The 22,299-nt window shown below is 43.1% G+C and carries 17 protein-coding genes and 3 tRNA genes; 2 read left to right on the top strand and 18 right to left on the bottom strand.

The window, feature by feature from the left end; all coding sequences use genetic code 11:
• Position 1 precedes the first annotated feature (1 nt).
• The 14 genes from B4240_RS07500 to B4240_RS07565 form a co-directional block, all read right to left on the bottom strand.
• Complete coding sequence (locus B4240_RS07500; RefSeq protein ID WP_296237958.1) at positions 2 to 607, bottom strand: type IV pilin protein; 606 nt, start codon at positions 605 to 607, stop codon at positions 2 to 4.
• Positions 600 to 4,133: a PilC/PilY family type IV pilus protein gene (locus B4240_RS07505; protein WP_296237959.1), complete on the bottom strand. Its 3,534-nt coding sequence runs from the start codon at positions 4,131 to 4,133 to the stop codon at positions 600 to 602. Before B4240_RS07505 ends, B4240_RS07500 begins: the two co-directional genes overlap by 8 nt.
• A gap of 496 nt (positions 4,134 to 4,629) precedes the next feature.
• Complete coding sequence (locus tag B4240_RS07510; RefSeq protein ID WP_296237961.1) at positions 4,630 to 5,553, bottom strand: pilus assembly PilX family protein; 924 nt, start codon at positions 5,551 to 5,553, stop codon at positions 4,630 to 4,632.
• Positions 5,554 to 5,603: 50 nt separating this feature from the next.
• The gene (locus tag B4240_RS07515) at positions 5,604 to 6,713 is read right to left on the bottom strand and encodes a PilW family protein (RefSeq protein WP_296237964.1); all 1,110 of its coding nucleotides are present in this window, start codon (positions 6,711 to 6,713) and stop codon (positions 5,604 to 5,606) included.
• Positions 6,713 to 7,270 carry a type IV pilus modification protein PilV gene (pilV, locus tag B4240_RS07520; RefSeq protein ID WP_296237966.1) on the bottom strand — a complete coding sequence of 186 codons (558 nt, stop codon included), beginning with the start codon at positions 7,268 to 7,270 and terminating at the stop codon, positions 6,713 to 6,715. The genes B4240_RS07515 and pilV overlap by 1 nt, the downstream gene beginning before the upstream one ends.
• Entirely contained in the window at positions 7,270 to 7,746 is a 477-nt protein-coding gene (locus B4240_RS07525) for a pilus assembly FimT family protein (RefSeq protein WP_296237968.1), read from the bottom strand. The genes pilV and B4240_RS07525 overlap by 1 nt, the downstream gene beginning before the upstream one ends.
• Before the next feature lie 321 nt (positions 7,747 to 8,067).
• Positions 8,068 to 8,883, bottom strand: a complete 816-nt coding sequence (locus tag B4240_RS07530) for a ComF family protein (protein WP_296237969.1) — start codon at positions 8,881 to 8,883, stop codon at positions 8,068 to 8,070.
• A 27-nt stretch (positions 8,884 to 8,910) separates the two neighbouring features.
• Positions 8,911 to 10,392, bottom strand: coding sequence for a phospholipase A (locus tag B4240_RS07535; protein ID WP_296237971.1), 1,482 nt, complete (start codon positions 10,390 to 10,392; stop codon positions 8,911 to 8,913).
• 300 nt (positions 10,393 to 10,692) lie between these two features.
• Positions 10,693 to 12,879, bottom strand: a complete 2,187-nt coding sequence (locus B4240_RS07540; RefSeq protein WP_296237973.1) for a protein-disulfide reductase DsbD domain-containing protein — start codon at positions 12,877 to 12,879, stop codon at positions 10,693 to 10,695.
• A gap of 112 nt (positions 12,880 to 12,991) precedes the next feature.
• Positions 12,992 to 13,477: a protein-disulfide reductase DsbD N-terminal domain-containing protein gene (locus tag B4240_RS07545; protein WP_296237975.1), complete on the bottom strand. Its 486-nt coding sequence runs from the start codon at positions 13,475 to 13,477 to the stop codon at positions 12,992 to 12,994.
• A 370-nt stretch (positions 13,478 to 13,847) separates the two neighbouring features.
• Entirely contained in the window at positions 13,848 to 14,297 is a 450-nt protein-coding gene (gene gspG / locus B4240_RS07550; protein WP_296237996.1) for a type II secretion system major pseudopilin GspG, read from the bottom strand.
• Positions 14,298 to 14,742: 445 nt separating this feature from the next.
• Entirely contained in the window at positions 14,743 to 15,945 is a 1,203-nt protein-coding gene (gene gspF / locus B4240_RS07555) for a type II secretion system inner membrane protein GspF (protein WP_296237977.1), read from the bottom strand.
• Between the two features lie 79 nt (positions 15,946 to 16,024).
• Positions 16,025 to 17,107 carry a hypothetical protein gene (locus B4240_RS07560; RefSeq protein ID WP_296237978.1) on the bottom strand — a complete coding sequence of 361 codons (1,083 nt, stop codon included), beginning with the start codon at positions 17,105 to 17,107 and terminating at the stop codon, positions 16,025 to 16,027.
• A 372-nt stretch (positions 17,108 to 17,479) separates the two neighbouring features.
• Positions 17,480 to 18,427, bottom strand: a complete 948-nt coding sequence (locus B4240_RS07565; RefSeq protein WP_296237980.1) for an AraC family transcriptional regulator — start codon at positions 18,425 to 18,427, stop codon at positions 17,480 to 17,482.
• Between the two features lie 557 nt (positions 18,428 to 18,984).
• Here B4240_RS07565 and B4240_RS07570 point away from each other — a divergent pair.
• A complete protein-coding gene (locus B4240_RS07570) occupies positions 18,985 to 19,425 on the top strand; it encodes a transposase family protein (RefSeq protein ID WP_296237982.1) in 441 nt (146 codons plus the stop codon).
• A gap of 8 nt (positions 19,426 to 19,433) precedes the next feature.
• On the top strand, positions 19,434 to 19,817 hold the full coding sequence (locus B4240_RS11600; RefSeq protein ID WP_414707106.1) for a transposase family protein: 384 nt from the start codon (positions 19,434 to 19,436) through the stop codon (positions 19,815 to 19,817).
• 258 nt (positions 19,818 to 20,075) lie between these two features.
• Here the strand turns inward: B4240_RS11600 and B4240_RS07575 are convergent.
• From B4240_RS07575 to B4240_RS07590, 4 genes are all read right to left on the bottom strand, one after another.
• A tRNA-His gene (locus tag B4240_RS07575) sits at positions 20,076 to 20,151 on the bottom strand.
• Positions 20,152 to 20,190: 39 nt separating this feature from the next.
• Positions 20,191 to 20,267, bottom strand: a tRNA-Arg gene (locus tag B4240_RS07580).
• Positions 20,268 to 20,376: 109 nt separating this feature from the next.
• Positions 20,377 to 20,453, bottom strand: a tRNA-Pro gene (locus tag B4240_RS07585).
• Positions 20,454 to 20,693: 240 nt separating this feature from the next.
• Complete coding sequence (locus B4240_RS07590) at positions 20,694 to 22,292, bottom strand: McrC family protein (RefSeq protein WP_296237984.1); 1,599 nt, start codon at positions 22,290 to 22,292, stop codon at positions 20,694 to 20,696.
• Positions 22,293 to 22,299 lie beyond the last annotated feature (7 nt).

The following is a 22,299-nucleotide window of genomic DNA, read 5'->3' on the forward strand; positions in this document are numbered from 1 at the left end:
ATTACCATACCTGACCATCTTTACCACAGTCTACTGACTTAACTGTAATAGTGTCCTTCGTCATGCATCTAACTCCGATACTAGTCAGCATGAGTTTATGAGCATTTTTAATATACCGATCAGTATTCGGTACTGCCACCATCTTCCATGTCCTTCCTGTGATGTTATCTACGCCTGACGCTGTTACTAAGCTCTTAGGCGTGCCACTCGTATCTCCATCGACCAAAGTAATACGATAGGTATAATCGTCACCACTACCAGCAGGAACATTAATAATAGTGTCATCCGCGTCTGCATAACCGTACTCAGTATCGTCGCCGCTATCTACTGTTTTCGGTACAAAGCCTTTATAAGTTAAAGCCTTAGCGCGCCACTGTTCAAGCTCAACTTGTAAGCTAAGCATCTTTGCTTGTACCTCACGCTCCGCATTGATAATGACATAATGGCGATAGCTTGGGATAGCGATTGCCGCTAAAACACCAATGATAAAAACGACTATCATGAGCTCAATCAAGGTAAAGCCTTGTTGTTGCCTGACGCTAGGGTGACCAGAACGCGGACACGGAAAGCCAGGGACACAACTCTGTCGCTCACTTTGCCTAATCATTTAAAGGATCCACCGTTTGCTCATACCAGCGAGTGTTAAACAACCGATAGCTTAAGCTGTTTACCTCGCCGCCCCCTGAGCCACTACCGCCTTTTCTATTAGGAACACTGACACCAAAGCAGCTACCCCCAGGGCATATGGTATCTAATCCTGGGCCCGTCGAGGTCAGCGGTCTGCCAGTGTCATAGTCTATTCTACTATCTTTATCTACCAACTCACTAAAGGTTTGTGTTCCCAATAAAACGCGAGTGGTCGGGTTTTTGGGATCAAAAGCGCCAAATGCCAACTCTTGAATGCCCTTTCCTACTCGTACAAATCCGCCTGTACCGTTGAGCGCCGTATCATTATCTGGTGCTTTTGTTTCGCAAATACCGTAAGGCAAGCAATACATCTGACGCTCAGAGCCTCCCACCACTTGAGCAGAACAGCCACTGACTTCATCGTATTTCATCTCAGGACTATAGGCTGTCATATAATATACATCTCCAATGGCCAATCCATCGCCCATCGACTTGACGTTTTTTATATTACTAAAACCATCAAATAAGTTGAGTGGATAGCTCCAGCCTTGCTGGGTAGCAGCATTGGGACGCATAGACGCTCTTACCACTTCTTTGGATCCCATCGACGATTTATAGGGCAGCTCAGTTAAATCTGTTAAGGTGAGATCTTTAGTAATTATGGTTGCCGCTTCATCTTTACCATATAAGCTTTGTTTGGCTATATCACGGTCTATAATTCCAAACAACCGATTGGACTCTTTTGCGGCATTATCCCGAAGTTTAGATAAAGGATTGCTTCTATCGCCTGATGCGATGTTCATTACCGCAAAGAGAACGCCTGAGTCTTTATGAAAGCTGACTGAAGGCTGACCATAAAAGCGATACTGCAATCCTTTTGCCGCAAGTGCTTTAGAAGTTGTATCGCTTGAGCTATCCCCACTGGTATTTAATACTCTAACCACACGACGCGTGAAGTTATTGATACTAGTACTACTGCTGACGGCTTGACCATTTCTCAGATCTACACGAAACACTTGACCGCCTAGATCACCAAAGTATAGATGATCGATGAGTCCGTCATCATCACGATCTAATGTGGTAATCTTACTAACCACGCTGTGTTTCATTTCATCCACTTTGATATGCTTACCGGAAACACCAGAAGAGCGACCAGAAATAGACCACAATATCGCGCCGGTTTTCGCATCAGCGATATAGACTGCGTTACCATCTGTTACTGGCTTATTTTTACATTCTGAAAATTTATTATCGGCACTATTAAGCTTAAAAGTAGGGTCTTCATAGCACTCATCATAGCCTCCACCGAATACGATGACGTCTTTAACGCTGCCTTTACCTGATCCTATTTTGACTTTTCCGGTAACCGGTTCGCTCCACGCCATCCCAAGGGCTTGGTAACCATTTGAAGTATTGTCAATACTAAATAGCATTTTAGGATTATTAAGTTTAGTGACATCTATGCCGTACAAGCCTTTACCGCCTTGACGTAGGCCACCATAGACATACAGCTCCTCAGCAGTAATTTGACCTGATGAGTTGGTACTGGTTCTGCTAAAGTCATATTTATAGCTGCCTTTTGTCGTCCACGGGGCATCAACCCCAAATACGGGAGCATTAGCAACGGTACTGCCCGGTTGCAGGGCTGCGATTTGATTTTGTAATATTGTCTTTGGTATAAAGGCCAGACTTTCTTGACCGGTCTGTGCCGATGCAATATGTAACGCACCCTCCATGGAGCCAAACATGACATAATCATCGCGACTGGCGTCGTCATTGGACACCATTCCTGCATCGTCATCTATCACGCCATCGTTGTCACTATCTTTATCTGTCACATTGATATTGGCACCATAGCTTACTAGAGCGGGTCTTGAATGAATCACGCCGCCTAAAACTTTAATATCTCCTGGTGGATTGGCAATCAACTTTTCAAGCTCTTTTTGCACACCACGCGCAGAATTATTAATACGATCAGCTTCCGCTTGGGTAGCACTAACGTCATAGCCCAAAAAGCCAAGTAGATACAGCTTGGTTAATGTGGTATATGAATTATCAAGCTCATTAGCACCAAATCCAACCAATTTGCCATCAGTGACGCCAACCCTGACCAGTTTAGTCGAGCCATTGATAGTACTCTCAACATAGACATTTCGAGTGGTATTGTTGGCTTTTTTGGGCGCGGTTAATTGTGCATAAAACCCACCTGCGGTAATTCTATCATTGACATTTACGGTCGCCCCAGCAGCATTGGTGATCGTCTCGTTCTCTTTACTCCAGATGTCCTGAGCATCAGGGTTGAGATCATCTGGAAAGCCGCCTTTATTGTCGCTATCGATATAGAGCCTTTTGCCGCCTTGACCAAATAGTGTGCCTTGCTCGACGTGATATTTTTTAAGATTACCAGGCCAGATGGCAATATCACTTCCTACCTTAGGCTCCAGCATGGGCAAATAAGCATAGGGCTTGACGCTCAAACTGCTCAATGGGTCTTGAGGAACGGTGATGGTTCCTGCTGGAATACTGGGCAGATCCATCTCTAAGTCCTGAATGACGGACAAAACACTACCGACGATGTCTTTGGTGTCTTTAGCAAAATAAAACCCACCCTGACCATAGCCACCGACATTATCAAACTTGCCCGACTCCATGCCTAAGTTACAAGCATTTCGAGCATCAGGATTACTAATTGGTATCTTGTTACAATCATAATATTTTTTATTGTATTTATAGGCTTTACCGTCACTATCTTTAAATTTATCAATCACGCGCTCAACTGAGATATAGTTATCAGGGTCATCAACAGCAGTAAAATCATAACCAAATCCCACCATAGCGGTGGTGACTTGGCGCTGGGTACGAAGCTGGGTTGCAAACTCACCCATACACTTCCATTGGTCTCCGCTGTCATTACCCTCCAATAGTTCACTCGAACACTGAATATTATTCGATACATTCAATGCTTGTTTCATCATCTTTTTTAGGTTAGATTGATTACTTATATTATTAGGAAAGCCATCTGTTAGCAGATATACACCTTTTGCGCCGCACTGCTGCGTTTCAGGGGCGATATATTGATTGTTTCTTACGATAGATGAGTCATTCGTGGATCGCATACCGCTATAATCAGATCCTCCATTATAAGTACTATTGCCTAACATATAGGCAGCTGCTTCTGTAAATGCAGTTGCCATAGGTGTGCCACCTGAAGGGTCTAGCCCTCTTAAAAACCCATAAATCTTTTCTTTCTGAGTAGCATCCAAAGGTTTTGCAGCAACCTTAATTTGACCTTGATAGCTGTTATAACCAAAAGCCCCGATACCCATAATGATGTCTTCATTGACACTGTCAAAAGCTAACAGCTCTAACATAGCTAATTTAAGCTTAGACATTCGATCATAAACTCTTTCGCCATTTTTCTCACAGTACTCCAAACTTACGCCATTGATAGTTTCGTAAATGGGATTATAGTCTTCTGCATAAGTAGTATTGGATTTTTCACTCATAAGACAATACTGTTTATCTGCACCGGTTAAACCTGGCACAGTATATTTTTTGAAACTACTTTCATAAGTGAAATCATTTGGTATATCTGCTTTACTTATGTAATTCCTATATGTAAATTTACCAATACCTATAAAACAAAGAAAACCTTCACATCTAGAAGCCTTATATATATCTTGACGCTGATATACATCGTCTTCTTTAAAGCTATATTTACCCCACATACTCCCTGACTTATCAAGCATCAAAGTGAGTGTTGGTTTATTAGATTCTGTGCTCGGCTGGTAGATTGTCAAGTCCCCAAGCTTATTGTAGCGTTTATTGCCAAACCCATCATCACTCGTTCCAGCTTGACTAAGCATAGGAAGAGTCAGCAGCATTGCCCCTATAGCCGTCGTCAACGTAGTCGCTCGAAACGGTCGACGCGGACACTTATTAGATTGACTTGTTTTCATGACGATTCTCACTATATTTGATATATAAGATCTAATACGATTGCTATTTAGAACTACCGTTTGCGGTGACATTTAATATTTTTTGGCACTCATCGCTTATTTTGCCGCTACCCTTACCAAACTTGATGCATTTTTCGGTATTGTTCATATTCTCTAGCTGAACCTCGCCGACGATAACCTTAGCTGGCACCCCGATTTTAGCCAAGCACTCATTACGAGTTTCACCGAAATAAGTTATCTCGCTAGTATCATCATTATCCACACCTGAAGCGATAGCGCTGGCATTCTCACTAGGTTTTTTGAGACACTCTGTAATCTCACTGTCAGAGGCGCTCGATAATGCTGGCAAAAACGAAGTAGAGTGAATCCGAAAATTGGGTGAAGAACTGGCTGCATCGTCTGAGGTGATGGATTGTCCTAAAGGTACGTGCCCAAAAGGCGTTACTGGTATAGATACAGTGTTTGGTCTAGTTACTGAAACTTGTGTCATAACGTTTTGTCTTGCGTTAACAAAATCCTCAGCGTTATTTACTTGACAAAATCCGCCTGAAGCATTGGCTCCCCCTATCAGCTTGCTTTTATTAGAAGGCGTTAGCACCGTTGCCTCTGACATACTAAAAAAGTAATTCTTTCTTGGGCGATAACAAAATACGACTTGGTCACCACGGTTAGAGGTGGCGCCAATATTCATAAAGTAGCCAAAAAAACCAAGAGGTCCTAATAGCTTTACACTTTCATTTTCGTATTTTGCCTCATTGATGATATTTTCAATATTCTTATTGGTATTGTCTGAAGAGGTCAATAATAGAGTGTCAACTTGTTCACTCGTTGCTAATCTTAAAGAAGTTATACTACTTTTAACTGCAATAACGCCTACTAAAATAATAAGCATTAAAAACAATAACACGGCAATGAGCGTGGCTCCCTCTTGAGAGTGACTGATCTGACAGTTTGAATGTCTTTTCATAGTGCAAATATCCAAATAAAATAACCTCAACACGTCATACCCAAACTGCTTTAATGATTGATATTCCTTAACGTGACATTGGATTCAACTACTGTTCTGATATAGTTTTTATTTAAACCTGATTTAAGGGTTAGCTTATTACCTAATACATTGAATGCTGATGGGCCATCCTCAGACAATACGGCATTCCCTGAGCGCAGAATCAATCCGTACTTAATTCCAACAATAACAGGCTTTATACTCGACTCTAAACCAAGATACTCCTTAACGGTGTAATAACGTAAAGTAGTATCACCTTTTGGTGTACTGGCTAGAGTTGGATCTTTTTTAGTCATCAGCAAAATATCAAAATAATCTACATTGGTTATGATTTCTTGACCTGTATCACTGAAATCTCGGATACTATTGTTAGTTGTAAAATTAACAGAAGTCGGAAGCTTTTTTTCTGGGATACTTTGCTCCCTATAATCATCCATTATCTCAGTAATATACTTGCCAGCGTCACAGTATAAAGACAACTCAGAGGGTTTAGATGGGTTGGGCGCTTTGAGATAAAAACGCTCTATAACTACCTGACCATCAATGGTCTCTAGAACACCACCAACTTTTACCTGTCTCGGTCCTAAAGCTAGCCTTCCTTCACAATCATACATATTTTGTGGCGCGCGGTATTGAATGGTGAGCTGTCCACTTTTTAGATTAACGCTACTTACGCCAGTCCACTCATTGTTTTTACCCGTATCGGTTTCATCACCTGTATGAGTAAGTAAAGTAACTTTTAGTGAGTTACCGTCTAGTGTAATGTCCTTAAGACCATTTGTATCAATATCATCTGGATTTTTTAAATTATCGAGCTGCTTTTTGTTGTCATTATCTTTGGTTGCATTATTAGCGCTCGTTAAAACAATACCTGAGCCCGGCTCGTTATCCTTTGCTTTATCAGATAACCCCAACCCAGCAAGACGAATCTTTTGTTCAATCATTGGTGTATTGAACACTGTATTTTCAATTACATCAGAAGCACCAGACTGAATACCTGCTGTCTTAGTATTAATAATATAGACTTGCATGACTGCTGCAGATATCAATAGCCCTAATACCAGTGATATCATCAGTTCTATTAGCGTAAACCCATATTGAAAATTACACGAAGTTTTCACTAGTAAGCCTCCATAATTAAACAGCTTGAGCCTAACTTATATGCGCCGCTATCATCTCCGCAAGCATGCTTATTGCCCTTACTAAGTATAGGTAGAGTGTTACCCCAAGAAGTGATGACACACTGTCTCGTATTGATATTTGTCATTTCCGGACATGTCGTCATATTTAGCATAATATCTTGTCCGCATGCTAAGTTTGCAGCTTTCCACGCACTTAGTGCAGCAAGTTCTGAGGGAGAGCACGAATCTTTCTTACAACTATCTTTACTAAACTTACTACTTCCTTGGCGAACTTTAGTACAGTAATCTATAATATTGTTGCTGTCTGCGTTAAGTGCATTCAGCTCTTTAGTAAAGTCTTCAGCGCCTGAGTTATTCAAGCGTATATTTTCCGATAGTTGCTTTGATATACTCATTGCTCGACTTCGATTTAAGCTCTCATCTGTTGCTTTTAATGCGTTCATTTGTAGGGCACTAAAGCCGAGAACCGCTACGGCCAACAATAGAACCGCAACTAATACCTCAACCAGTCCAACCCCCCGTTGATGCTGACGCATTAGCAGGTTCCTCCAAGCTGACTAGTGACTTGCCCAATTGCGCTGACCATCACCTGACGCGTAGCCGCCGCTAAGTTACTATCACAAATGGTTATAGTTTCTTCATTGGCAATTTTATAGGACTGGAACTCTACATCATTCCCAGTGATAGTACTCTTAGTATTGTAAGAATAGCTTGCAACGATAGTAGAGCTTGTATCTTTTAATTCAATCTTAATCATGTGCTCATTGTCATCAATTCCTACCTTAATATCCTGCCTGCGAATCAAGCTTTCAGCACGTGCCTCTTTTAATGCGTTTTCTAAAATCGCAGTTGTCGACTTCACGCGCTGATTGGCCAGTTGCGCACTGATATTAGGAGCCGCAATACTAACAATAATAGCAAGCACAGCAATCGTCACCATCAGCTCAATCAGGGTAAACCCTGAGCTGGCCATGCGTAACTTCTTTGCTACGTTATTTTCAGAAACCTTCACTCAAATCCCTATTTATAGCAACCATTAGTATGATATTTACGGTAGTAGCGAGTATTCAAAATTCATGCTAATGCATTTAAAAGCCAATCAACATATTCCTCCCTAGCTATGCAATTCTTATTCCACAAAGTCAGCTCGTTTTACAGTAGTAAATTTACCCCAACTCACGTTATATTTTTATCTTTCCATACAGCCAGCTTACATTCACTACTTATAAATAGCTGATAAATAACCGAAAATTTTGTCAAAATATACTGGTAATATAACGTTAAGATAACATATTAGCAACACAAGACTTGTTGTAAGTGGGCGCAATTGAGTTCACGTCTGACTTCCATGTGCCAACGCATACGCTGAAATATCATACTGATGAGAGGTAAGAGAATTCATTCCTGCTATCCCTTTAGATTGACCGTTTAAAGCACGGCCTAATGCTTGCAAGCTCGCACCGGTAGTCGCTACATCATCAAACAATAGCAAGCGCTTAACCAGCGGTGTGTCTACTAAAGCAAAAGCATTGTCTAAATTACCTAAACGTTCGGCACGCGTTAGCCCTTGCTGGCTCACGGTATTGTCGATACGCTGAACGCCATGCCAAAGCGGAATATGCCAATGCTTAGACAGCTGCGCGGCCAAAATACTGACAGGGTCAAAGCCACGTTTAACAAGGCGCTGCTCTGTCGTTGGCATGGCAACAATGACGCTATTATCATAATGACAGCCGTTTGGTCTGGGCAACTGGCGCAATACATGGAGCAATAGTGGCAGCTTGGTCATGTCTTCGTGATGTTTAAAGGCGCGGATAGCTTGACGTATCGGATAGTCGTAATAGGTCGCTGCTTGAATGGATAGTGCTTTGCCAGCGGCAATATCAACGTCAAAGGGTTTCGGCAGCCAGACGATACTGTGATGGCAACGGGTGCAAAGCAATCCGCTGTGAAAACGGCCGTTAAATCGTTGACGCAGTTTAATAAAAAGTGACTGTTTGCTTGGCGAGTTGTTTGGCAAGATCAGTGAGGAATGGTTTTGTAAGAGCTGTGATTGCGGCGTACTGCGATAAAGACGGCACAACTGACAGCGTATGTCTCCATACTCTGCCAGCCATAATCCGGTTTGATAAGGCGCTAAGTGTCGCATCACTCGATGCCCATTGCTGCGTTTATCCTAAAAACCTTTCCAGTCATTTAGCACGATACCAAAACCAATCGAAGTATTTTCGTGGTTGTAATCAATAATGGACTCGCCGTAGCCTTGGAATAACTGCACAAAGCCATTGACGTTTTTGGTTAATGGGTAGATATAATCGATCTGCGCGGCGCCTTTATTGGTAGCAGGATTGTAGCGTAGCGTACCACTCAGACTCTGCTGTTCAGGCAAATCATACAAGAACTTAATATCACCGTAGCCCATGTAGTCTTCGATATCTGGATTATCCTCACTACTAGAACTCTCATTATTGACGCGAGCCCATAGGCGCGGTATCACTGATAGCTTGCCCCACTCTGCGCCTGCCATCAAATAAGCACGGTTCCACGAGCGTGATAAGGGATCATCTTGGCCGTTTGAGTGGTGAATTGCACCCGCCCCTAGCATACGTAGACGACCACCAAAAGGCAGATCCGCTGTCACGGGCTGGGTTAAGAATATCTCAGGCTGATAATCGGTGGCGCGAAATGGCCGCGAGTTGTCTTCGTTATACACCTGCCAGTGCGACTCTTGGGTATAGCCAAACCATAAATCTGCGCTGGTATCGAACAAATCTTCCATCACTTTGGTCTTTAATGACAACTGGAATTTTAGCTCAGTATTACGCGCGTCGTTAGAAGTTAAAAGCGGATCAGGTCTAGGCTGTGAAGGCGTACTTGGGTTTAAATTAGGATCAAAGGTATAAAAAAGTGGCATAAGATAAGTGGGTCGGTGCGGTCTGACCGTCCACGTGCCGCGCTCGCTATTTTTATCCAAATCATAAGATAAACTAAGCGGGGTAAATTTTTCGATATCGGTTTGGGTGACACCGACGTTTTCTAACACTTCCGCTTCTCTTTGTGTCAGTCCAACCGTATCCAAACTTTCGCCATCGGCTGACGCATTATTCGCCGCGCCCGTAGCCCCAGTATTACCCTTTGCCGAGATGATGGTGTTTTCTTCTACAAGGACAACTTGCGGATTACCAGCAAGGGTACTTTGCAAGGTTTTTGCCAAATCAACTGGTTGCTTGGTCGTGACATAACTCGGTGTCTTACCTTGCTCAGCGACTTTATCAAAACAGGCCAAACGTGCGGCACTGGTCTGTACTTGGGTACATTCATAAAACAATTTTGCTTGCTCGGCGACAAACTCTTTACTGATAACCTTGTCACTTTGGGCGGCTGCGTTCGGATTGACGACGCGCTTACTCACATTCTCTGGAGAATTATTATTTTCATACTCAAACGCGATAGCCTCTACAGGCAACTCTTCGTAGCTTTCGTTGCCATTGGTTTGAGTGCTATTGGCAGCATGAGCTTGTAGCGTAAAACAAGAAAGTGCCATACCAACGGCCACCGTTAAATAGCGCTTAGAGCGCGTAGATAGCTGAATATTGTTGGTTTTATACGCTTTGATAAGCGCTGACGAGGGTCGCTGTGGAGTAATATGAGAAAACATAAATGTCCTTTAACTCACTGACATGAGCGCCAGCAGAGTATATGTAATAATTAATATAGCCATTAGCGTGAACGCTAAAATAGAATAAGAACTAAAAGAAAATCAATAAATGTGGAGGTGCAAGGTAGCGCTTACTTATAGTAGTGCGCCTTTAGCAATGTTGCTTTATTGTAATGAAAATAAGTGCACTATACTAGCGTTATCGCTGTCTAATAAAATCGAAAAAACCAACGTCCTATTATCAAAGGACGTTGGCTTATTTACGTTAAAAATAATGTGGTATTGATTTAGATTAAATGACTAATCCAATGCCGTTAAAGTTTGTTCAAACTCTGCGCGGCCAATTTCACCCACTTGTTGATTGATCAATTGTCCGTCTTGATAATAGAGCAATGCTGGCGGGCCAAACAATTGATAGCGTGCTAAGATGGCTTTAGAGTCGGCTGTGGTGTCGGTGATATCAAGTCTGACCAATTGCCAATCTTGCATTTGCGTGGGGCGATTATGAAATAAGTTTTTATCCATAATACGGCACTCGATACACCATTCGGCAGTCACATCGACCAGCACTTTAGGGTTGGCAGCGATAATAGCATCTAATTCAGCTAGCGTCGTCACCGTCTTATCTGTTGCGTTACTCGTAGCTGGTTGACCAGCAGCCGTTTGCATCATCGGAGCGGCGTTTGACGATGTTAATGATGCCAGCGGATGCAAGCTGTCATTGTTACCCAATGCCGCGCCGACGATTAAACAAGTCGCCCAAATACCAGCAATTAACCCGAGCGCTTGGGTCAGCATACGACCTTTGCCCAACCAGCTCCATGCCCACATCGCGACCACCATAAACCAGAGCGCCCACACCATTAGCATCACAGGCGAGATAAAGACGCGCTCAATTAATAATAACGCCACAGCAAAAAGCAGTAAAGCAAAGCCCTGCTTGACCCAATTCATCCACTCGCCCGCTTTTGGCATGATTTTACCTTGGGTCGCGCCAATTAAGATAAGCGGTGCCGACAAACCAAAACCTAGCATAAATAGAGCGGCAAACCCAAGGAGCGGGCTACCAATCGTCGATACTGCCAATAGCGCGCCAAATAAGGGCGCTGAAACACAAGGCGATACCACGAGTGCTGATAAAAATCCAGCGATTAAACTGCCGCCCGTGCTACCAAGTTTGCTATCTCCCGCTTGGCTTAGACCTTGCATTTTACTGCTAATCGCTCGCGGTAAGCGAATGTTAAACACACCCAGCATATAAAGCGCTAGTAGGACAAAAACGATGGCAAAACTAATCAAGATAACAGGGTTTTGCAGCCAACCAATAATGCCTAATGACTCGCCAAATACCGCAATGACAGCCCCTAAAATACCGTAAGCGGTGGCGACACCAATAGCATAACTGGTCGTTAAAATGACCCCTTTTTTAACTGTTGGGTTTTGCTGGCGAGCAACAATATTGGCGACAATCGGTAGCATTGGTAACACGCATGGCGTCAATGCCAAGCCCAATCCTGCTAAAAATAATAACACCAATGCCAACCACGGATGCGAAGCCAAACCAAAAGGATCGCTATTAATCGCATTATCGCCCGTAACGATATTGTTCGTTGCCGCGCTATTATCTCTATCGTTGCTATCGTTTGCTGCCGCAGAATTATTTGTTACATCGCTAGCTATTGTCTGTTTATCGGCACCAGAAATCGTATTGGTCGCACTAAGCTCCCCGTCTAGAGCTTCGTCATCTAACAAGGCATAATCAATTACTTCATCATCAGTCAAGGATTGCTCTGCGGCAAGGTTATCGGCATCAGTCGTATCTGTAGATGATTGCGCAGTTTCTGCATTGTTATTATTGCTCGCAGAATCTAGAGCTGTATTACTTGAAATATTGGCTGCCGATTGTGGCGCGGCAGCGATATTTACCGTCGTTTTTATCTTTTCCGGCGGATAGCAAAGTCCAGCTTTGGCACAGCCCTGCCAACCTATCGTCATAGCAGCATTTTCTATGCCTTTGCCATTACTACTGCTCAAAATGGTGCTGGCGACCATATTGGCTTGGTCAAACACCAGTACTTTCCCAAAGGTTGGGTCATCAATGGAAACAGGCTTTTGGCTAAAGGTAAACGGCGCAGCTTTTACGCCAGCAGGCAAAGTCAGCTTAATTTGGTCTTTATAAACATAATGCTCAGGCGTAATGTCAAAATTAATGGCTAAGCGCGTCCCATTACTGACCGGTTTGCTGCTACTGCTGACCTGAAACGCTTCGTCAACGGGCAAAAATTTCGGCTGTGCCGCACTTTTATCACTACTAAATAAATCACCCAAACCTGCTGCTTGCGAGGCTATTGGCGCAACCGTTAGCCCAGTAGTAGCCAGCCCTGTCAACAGTGAGCTGGTGGTTAAAGCAAATGCTAATAGACGAGATTTTTTTGAAGATGTATTTTTCGTTAATGACGGGGGCTTTTCTGCTGTCTTAATGGACATGAAGGGCTACCTATTTATTACCAAAATTCGAATTGACCAATTCACTGTCTATTTACGTGCTGGTTTATTTACATGTTTGCCGATTTACATGATTGTTTATTTACGTGGCTGTTTATTTACGTACTGTGCCAATATTCACTGTGGTTTTAATTTTCTCAGGTGGATAGCACAGTCCTGCTTTGGCGCAGCCTTGCCAGCCGATGACTACTGGGACATTTTTTGCGCCTTTACCATTATTGGTGGTCAGCGTAGTGGTAGCGATCACATTTTTTTGCGTAAAGACGGGGACTTTCCCAAAGGTGGGGTCATTAATAGAAACTGGCGATTGACTAAAGCTAAGTGGCGTCGCACTGATGCCCTTAGGAAAACTTACCGTCAGCTTGTTTTTATAAACGTAATGCCCGGGCGTGATATCAAAGGTAATCGATAACTGCGTGCCTTTAGACGTTGCTTTGGTCACACTGCCCACTTGAAAGGCTTCACCGACAGGCAAAAATTTCGCTTGCGCGGCATTATTGTTGCCAAACAATTCGCCTAGTCCCGCCGCCTGCGCGCTCAAAGTCGTCATTGATAAACCTGTCATCAACGAGGTGCTCATAAGCGTAATTATCAATAGATGAGATTTTTTAGAAGGGCGTTTATTGATGACAGTTGTTAAAATTGCTGTTTTTATGGACATAGATAACTACCTTTAGTGACGGGTTTTAATAACTGACAATCGTAAGTTCACTATAAAAAACGCAGTGCTATTAAGAGAAATTTTGCGCCGCATCGAGCTATGTCGGCACAGCAAGCAAGCAAAATTTATCCCAGGAGCACTTTTGTACCTATTTTATGCTTTAATAAAAAATATCAACCAATAATGCCTTATTGGTTGATATCTAGAAAATTTAACGCCGCTTTACTGCATAAAGTGTGATTATTAGAAAATGCTGTATGGCTCATCTCTAATTACTTTAAGGCTAAGCTTATAGCTGGGCATAAATATCAGCGTCCTGCCCTTCGCCGCCTTGTTGCCCATCAGCCCCCAACGAAAATAAATCATAAGGGCGACCTTCGCTACCTGGCGCGACATATTGCAGCTCGTTGTCCCAACCATCGGTCGGATAGCCGCCTTTGATATAGCCGCCATCAGGATAGTTTTTGGCGTCGGCAGGCGGTGTGATTAATGCCTCTAGACCTTGCGCGGTGGTTGGATAACGCGAATTATCAACCTTGTACATATCAAGCGCATTGGATACCGTCGCCAGCGCCGTTTCAGTGGTTTTAACGCGTGCTTTATCGCTTTGCCCAACTACTTTTGGCACGACTAAACCTGCAAGAATGGCCAAAATGACAATCACTACCATAATCTCGATCAAGGTAAATCCAGATTGGCTATGATGCAGTAACGGACGGTCCTTTAGCGCAGCGGGCATATCTTTGCTTATATTTTCTGCCTGAAACTTATCGTTATTCATAGCGTTTTTTGGCATCGTCTTTACTTGCATCGTGTCAATTGTAGTCATCGCTTTTGTCATCGCTTTTAGTATCAGGTGATATAAATAGGGAAACGGCTTATAGGAAAAATGGCGTTCAGAGCGCATTAAGTTACTTGATAAATTCAATAACTGGAAATTAATGAACACCAAACCGATTTATCACTATAAACCATGATTTTATTTTTATCCAGCGCTGCATCAGCAGAACTTTTGACTAGCGCTCACTATAGCTTGCAGCTTGGTTTTGCTCTAGTAAAAATACGCCGCTGTCAACAATCTACAACAGTAAGCAATTCTTAAGAAAGTTAACGGAAGTTTTAGCAAGATAGTGGTAATGGAATTTGAACTAGCTGGTGGGATTTTAAAAAGGTTTAAGCGCGTACTAACCAGCTAAATCATTCATATTCACAATCGGTAGCATCACGGCCATTACGATAATCATGACCACCACGCCCATTAATACCAACATCAAAGGCTCAAGTAACGATAGCAAGGTGCTGATAAAGTTGGTTGCTTCCGCTTCTTGCATGGTAGCGGCGCGGCTGAGCATGTTTTCAAGCTCGCCTGAATTCTCCCCACTTTTAATCATTTGTACCATCATCGGCGGGAAGTAAGTGGATTTTTCTAATTGACTCGATAAGCTTGAGCCTTCCGTTACCCTATCGGCTGCGGTGATAATGGTTTTTTGAATGTGTAAATTGGTCGTCACCGCCGCGCCAATATGCAGCGCTTCAATCAGCGGCACCCCCGAGCGTACCAATATCGCAAGCGTACTGGCAAAGCGCGCCGCATTAAGCCCTTTTGACAACCTAGCCAATATCGGCAATTTAAGCACCATACTGTCTATGGCTAATTTACCTGCCTGCGTTTGGGCAAAGCGATAAAACAAAAACGCCGCGCCTGCCAAGACCAGCAGCATTAGCCACCACCACTGGGTGATAAGATTTGATAAACTCAGAACCACTTGGGTAATTAAGGGCAGCGCTTGCTCAGATTGTTCAAAGACTTTGACAATTTTGGGCACCACAAAGCTCATCAAGCCCATAATCACCCCAACCGCCATCACCATCAGCATGATTGGATAGACCATCGCCCCTTGGATTTTCTTTTGTAGGGCAAAACGGTTTTCGGTGTAGTCTGCCAGCTGATTGAGAATTAAGTCTAAATGACCGGACTTCTCCCCTGCGGCAATGGTAGCAATGTAAAGTGGCGGAAAACTGGCCGCTTGTTGCAGCGCGCGCGCAAGGCTCAAGCCTTCTAGTACGTGCGAGCGCACGGCAAGCATCAATGATTTGATATGGGTTTTTGGCGATTGTTTGGCGACGGCAGCGAGCGTTTCCTCCAAAGGAATGCCAGCGGCAAGCAATACCGATAATTGACGCGTCAGCAACGCCAACTCGTAAGCAGAGGGTTTTTTATAGCGGCTTTTGTGTTGACTTTGTCTGTCATTGACCGCGTTGACTTCAACGGGGGTCCACTGTTTATCGCGCAGCTGCTGACGCACTTGGCGCGCCGAGTCGCCTTCGATCAAACCCTTTTGGACACTGCCATGGTCGTCTAACGCTTTATAATGATAAGCGGGCATAGCGGCAAATATCCTAAGGTGGTCAATGAGAAATGCTGATAAGCAGGAATTTTAAAGTAAATTTTAGCGAATAAAAACCTTAAAAAAGCGGCGTAGAATCACTACTATCTGGCATTAAGCCTTGTAATAATAAAACATCTAAATGCTGTTGTTGCAATTTTTTATCAAAGTCATTGACCTCAGCAATCAGCATTCTCTCGATGCGCTTATCACTGGCAAAGACGCTAAGGCGCGCGCAAATGACCGCCAGCTGATACACACGTTTTTTGCAATAACCATCCAAGCCTTGTAGCAATCTCACCATATGCGGCGTCTCAAGGCTAGCATATTCGTAATCACTTACGACCTGCGGACCAAGTGCGCTAACCCCATAACTGATAGACAAATGGGCGCAAAAATAGCAGCTAAATAAGTAACCAACCACATGACCAATATAATAAGCGCGGTCATAAGTAAAACTACTGACGCCAAAGTGCCCAAGGACATAACTGTTTAAGCTGCCTTGGTCCAAAATAGGTTTGTCATGTTTGAGCTTACCAACGGTAGGAAAACGCAGCGGATTATGGCCATCTTGTGTCGTCAGCTGCCAACCTGCGGGCTGCTGCGCCGGCATATGGCGTACGATGTCCTCGATAATGTCATCGACCACATGCAGCTGTTGCCATAAACGCTCTAGCCCATCGGTGTCCATAAGACCACGTTTATCAAGCTGCTGCGCCAGTAAATATTGCTGATATTCAGCAAACTGTGTTTTTAGCGTTTGCACAAGATACGTAGGACGGGTAGCGGCGGACGCCATATACAGCTGACGCGTGCGCTCATGCTGGCTGCGATAAAGCGCTATTCGCTGCGCGGCGACATTGGTCTCGCTGCTGTTCGTTTTACTACTATTCGTTTCGTTGCTACTGACAGTATTTAGATGTGCCTGCTCAGAGCTTAATTCAGGATTGGATTTAGTATTTGGCAAAGTAAATAACGCGAGCAACGCCGCTTTATCAAGCGCAGGCGTGACGTTATCTTTTTGCTTATTTTTTACCGCACGTTGCTTGTTTTTTGCCTTAGCTTTAGCGTCATTTTTATTAGTGCTGCCTGCCTGTGTGGCAGACGCAGTAGCGCCGTGTTGGCTATTTGATACGGTTGGCTTGGCGGTCGGTTCAGTCATAAAATACCATCAGCTACAAAAATAAACTTCGCCCAAGTTACCCTAAGTGAGTAGTCTACTATTACTAATATATAGCTACTGTCAAGTACATACGGTCATCTATTGCTACAAAGTGCGCTAAAAATCTCGCATCCTCGCATCTAACCTGCTTGGGCGACTCACTATTCTATAGTACCTGAACCTAAGTACATTGTCAGCTGTCCATCGCCGAAATGCTAGGCATCAAAATAAATAATAAAGTCTAAATTGAACAGTGAAAACATCCAAAAAAACCAGTATGACCAATATAAAAAACGCTGAGGTATAAAAAAACGCTAAGGATAAATAAATCACCTTAGCGTTTTTTAGAAATATGGAGAATGGAAAAGCTGACTAAGCAAGCGTTTGTTGTTGGTATTGCTGGCGATAAGCTTTTGGCGAGATGCCATAGACGCGCTTAAAGGCTTGGCTAAAAGTCGAGTCCGAAGCATAACCAACTAGCTCGCTAATACGGCTAATGCTGTTTTGCTGCAGACGCAGATAACGGGCGGCCAAGCGCAAGCGATAATCCATCAAATAGGTCAGTGGCGGTATACCAACCACCTCTTTAAAGCGCTGCGCAAAGCTGGAGCGTGACATCCCTGCTACCTCAGCGAGCTTATTAATCGTCCAATTTTCGCTTGGCATCTCATGCATGGCTACCAGCGCCTTGGTCAAAAACGGGTCTTTCATGGCGGTTAGCCAATTGTCAGTGGCTTCAGGCAGACGCTCAATATACACCCGCAAACATTCAATCATCATAATACTTGCCCAATGATTGATGACCGCAGTTTTACCCATGCGCTCGTGCTCAGCCTCCAAAGTCAGGAGCCTAATCTCGACATCAATGACTTCAAACCTACCATCAGCCTCATCGTTAACTTCGGGCAGTATCGATGGCAACACTGATAATAAAGGACGAATCATCGCTTTATCATACTTACATTCAATCAATATTAATGATGAATCAAGTTCACCATCACCACTGCCGTCGCCTTTAAGTTCCAGCGTCCGATCTTCACAATCGTTCAGCAGCTCATCTAACGGCTGAGCCTCATTACCATTGTAATTGAGCGCGTAACTCACATGTTTATGCGCGCTTGGAATCATAATCATGTCACCGGCACGCGTCTCTCGTGGGCCATTGCCGACATCAATACAAAAGCCGCCCGACATGACCAAATAAAATAAAATCGTATCTTGCCTGGTGATTGAATAAGACCAATTGCCCGCGCCATTTAAACGATAATATTTCGTTTCGAATAAATGCACATTTTGTAGCAGCACGCTCAGTGCGTCCATCCATCATTTCCTCAATAATAGGGGCTCGGTAGCCGTCAATGTAGACAAAAAGTAAAACTGCTCTAACCGTAAACTCGCTTGATGCGTTTGAGGTAAAAATTATTTTTTGTTTGACTATAATTTATTTTATTTTTAACGCCATTTTTAAAATAAGGATGGGTGCCAAATAAAAAGTTATCCAAAAAATACAAAATAAATGAACTGCCTTAAAACCTGAAAGCCAAGTGACTAGTTTTAGAAAACTATCCTTAAAAGCTATTAATCCTAAAAACTGTCGGAAAACGTCAGTCCGTTAAGCATAAAAAATTTAACGAGACTGGGATAAAACTTGCAAAGCTTTTGGAGTACAAGGCCTTTGAATTGTAAAGCCTCTGAAGTGCAAAGCACACAGCAAGCGCGGGAAGTTTACTCCAGCAGCGCGCCTTTTTAAAGGTATTTTATATTAAACTGTCTTGAAACTGACTATAAAACGTCTGAGGGAACGCTTTTAATAGACCTCTTGCAAAAGTAGTTGTAAGACACAACGTATATTATTGAACTCTACTTACTTAATAGATATGCCAAACATAGATAAGCTACTCAAACAAAGTGACGCTGGTTTTAAACGCTACACTGGCATTCATAAAGCCACCTTTTATGACATGCTTGAGGCCATACAAGAGCATGAAGCATCTAAGACCAAATCAGGTAGACCAAGTGTGCTCAGTCTTAAGGAGCAGATACTACTAGCTCTGACTTATTGGCGTGAATACCGCACGCTTTATCATATCAGTATGGACTTTGGTATTCATGAGTCTTCTGCTAGCCGTATCATTCGTAAAGTAGAAGACGTACTTATCGATTCAGGTAAGTTTGAATTACCTAAAAAGCTGCCTAGTAGAGTCGATGACGACATCAATTGGTCAGTCGTCATTGTCGATGCTACCGAAACCCCTATTGAGCGTCCAAAAAAAACCAAAGAGACTACTATAGTGGCAAGAAGAAACAACATACCTTAAAAGCGCAAGTGATCGTCCATTGGAAAACAGGCTTAATATTAGATGTTCAAACGTCCAAAGGGTCAATCCACGATTTTAAGCTGTATAAAGATACTTGTCCTGATTGGTTACCTGAGAGTACTAACTATCTAGCAGACAGTGGTTATCAAGGGTTAGCAAAGCTACATAACCAAACTTTCACACCATTTAAGAAACCTCGTGGTGGTCAGTTATTGGAGATATGCAAACAGGCCAATCACTATCTGGCAAAGTTTCGTATTATGGTTGAACACAAAATAGGCTTAATCAAACGGTTCAAAATCGTGGCTCATAAATATCGCAACCGTCGTCAGCGCTATGATCTTAGAATGAAGCTGTTTGCTGGTATCATTAATTCCGAGCTTAGACTATGACTTTTGACTATGACTTTTGCAAGAGGTCTAATAAATCTTTATTAAAAATAACTATCATAAGAAAAAATGCAAAAAAACGCTAGTAAATACTGAGATAATTAAATGTGAGACGTCTATAATTCGCGTTAATTTCGGCGACATTCGTTAATAGGTAAAGGATAGATAAAAAACAGGCAAAAAAAAATGCCAATAAAGGCACATAGAATAATTTAAAAAAGATTTTTTAATTAAATAAGAAGGGTAATGCAGAATAAAATATGGGGCGACTGATGGGACTCGAACCCACGACAACCGAGATCACAACCCGGGGCTCTACCAACTGAGCTACAACCGCCATAACTATTACCTGATAAGGCAAGATTGACAGGCTAAATGGCGCGCCTGGCAGGATTCGAACCTGCGGCCACCTCCTTAGAAGGGAGATGCTCTATCCAGCTGAGCTACAGGCGCTCTTAGAGGACTTTTACATATCTTGAATTGTTTATCATATCAGAAACTTCTAAGATAAAAAACAATATCATTATACATAAAAAAAAGCCTGTAAGGCTCTTGAAATAGATGGTCGGAGTGATAGGATTCGAACCTACGACCCTCTGGTCCCAAACCAGATGCGCTACCAAACTGCGCCACACTCCGAAATTCTCTATTATCACGATAGCTTGTTGTTTAACTCGTTATCAGTAATACTGCCAACTTGTTAATGTTCCTCGCTATCGAGGTGCACATATTAAGGGGAAAAGCCGATTGTGTCAACACCTATTTTTGATTATTTTAAAGAATCGTTAAATTCTTTCAAAAATACTCATTTTTTATAAAAATGGCGGTGTCGCAACGTTGGTTTTTACCAGCCCTAATACTCAATTGCCGATGCGCTTATTATACTACATTCCAATCCGGAAGCAAGCCACCGTTTATAGTGCCGGTGAGTACATTAAAAGGTATTAGCCATAATTTGGCAGGGCTTGACTGCTGATCACTTAACCTGTGAGCGCCTGCGTCATTATAAGCTTGTTGCTTTAGCAGAATTGGTTGGCTGCTAGCGTCCTGTACCGGATAAACCAGCCACCCCTGCTCTGCATGATAAGCCTGCGCATAACTGCTCAACTGATAGGCATCGCTCGCACTAATCGCGCCTGCATGTGGCAGATACTTCCATTTAATATCAATCACATGACTATAATTGCCTGATTGCGGTGAGTGAAAGGATGTATGCGAGCTAGACTCTACGGTAGCTACATTAATCGCCCCATCATCTTTGCCATTATGATTCTTGCCAGTAGGCGCATTAGAATTCTTATATATCAATAAATCAGGACGAATAGAAAGACACGCCTGCCCTTTTGCATCATGTAGCCACACACGTTGGGCTTGAAACAAAGGTTTATAAGCCAAATTAATTTGCTGAAACTGGTCCGCGATACGCTGGCTTGCCCATTGCTCAAACGCTTGATTCATATCAAACAATAAACATAAGCGCGGTTGAGAGGCACTCTGATTTACTGATGTTCGCGGATTAATACCATTGCCCGTATGCGCAGCAGAGTGTTGTAATAGCCAATAGGCCAATTCTACTAACTGCTGCGCCGCTTGTAATTGCTGGCGAGATAAAGGCTGCAGCGCTAATTGGCGCTTTGCTTGTTGATATAACGGTTCTAGGCGCTGTAGCTCATGACGATTTAACGCAGGGATTTTTTGCCATAACTGTAACGATGGGAGTGACATTGACGCTGACAATAGCGGCGCAAGTAGGTTGAGCGCGCTTTTAATCAAGCGGTTACTGAGCATCTCTTGGCTTAGCACACTGCTTTCACAGATAAACTTATGCGGCTGCATGCTATTAAGACGTAACTGCTCTTTTATCAGCAAGCGTCCTTGGAGCGCTGCTTGATTATGAATTTGCGTCTGATAATGCTTGATCGGTTGATAATGTATCAGACGCTGTAAAAATTGAGCGACAAGCCAGTCAGATAATGGCAGTGCTTTGATCGGTAGCGCTGCTAGCTGAGAGCTAAATTGGCCTAGGTTTTTTGTGTTATGAAGCTTGTTTTTAGAGTGCTTGTTTTTATCATGATTGCTACTGGCTAAATCTGCCAGCATATTTTGTACCCACTGGCGCGTCTGATTGATATCGTTGGCGCTAGAGGACTGATATTGCTGCTGATAATCGGTGGGCCTTTTTGTCATCAGCTTGGGCAATATCTCAAGCGTCATACCACTTGGCAATAAAATAACACCAATATAATGGCCAACCTTGAGCTGCCATTGACCTTGCTGGCGTTTAATAGTAAAAACGCTAAATTCTTGCGCCATTAACCAGTGAAAATCCGCTACGTGCGTAAAATCGTGCGCCGTTAAACGCTGGTGCTCAAATACGGTGATGATATGAGCTTCATGCGTAGTCGTATTGGCGTTATTAACACCGCTATTAACGTTGCTACCTATCGCTTTGCCATCAGACGCTAATACCCTACTCATCACTTGC

This window comes from Psychrobacter sp. UBA5136 (genome assembly GCF_002414005.1).
In the GTDB taxonomy this organism is placed as follows: Bacteria; Pseudomonadota; Gammaproteobacteria; order Pseudomonadales; family Moraxellaceae; genus Psychrobacter.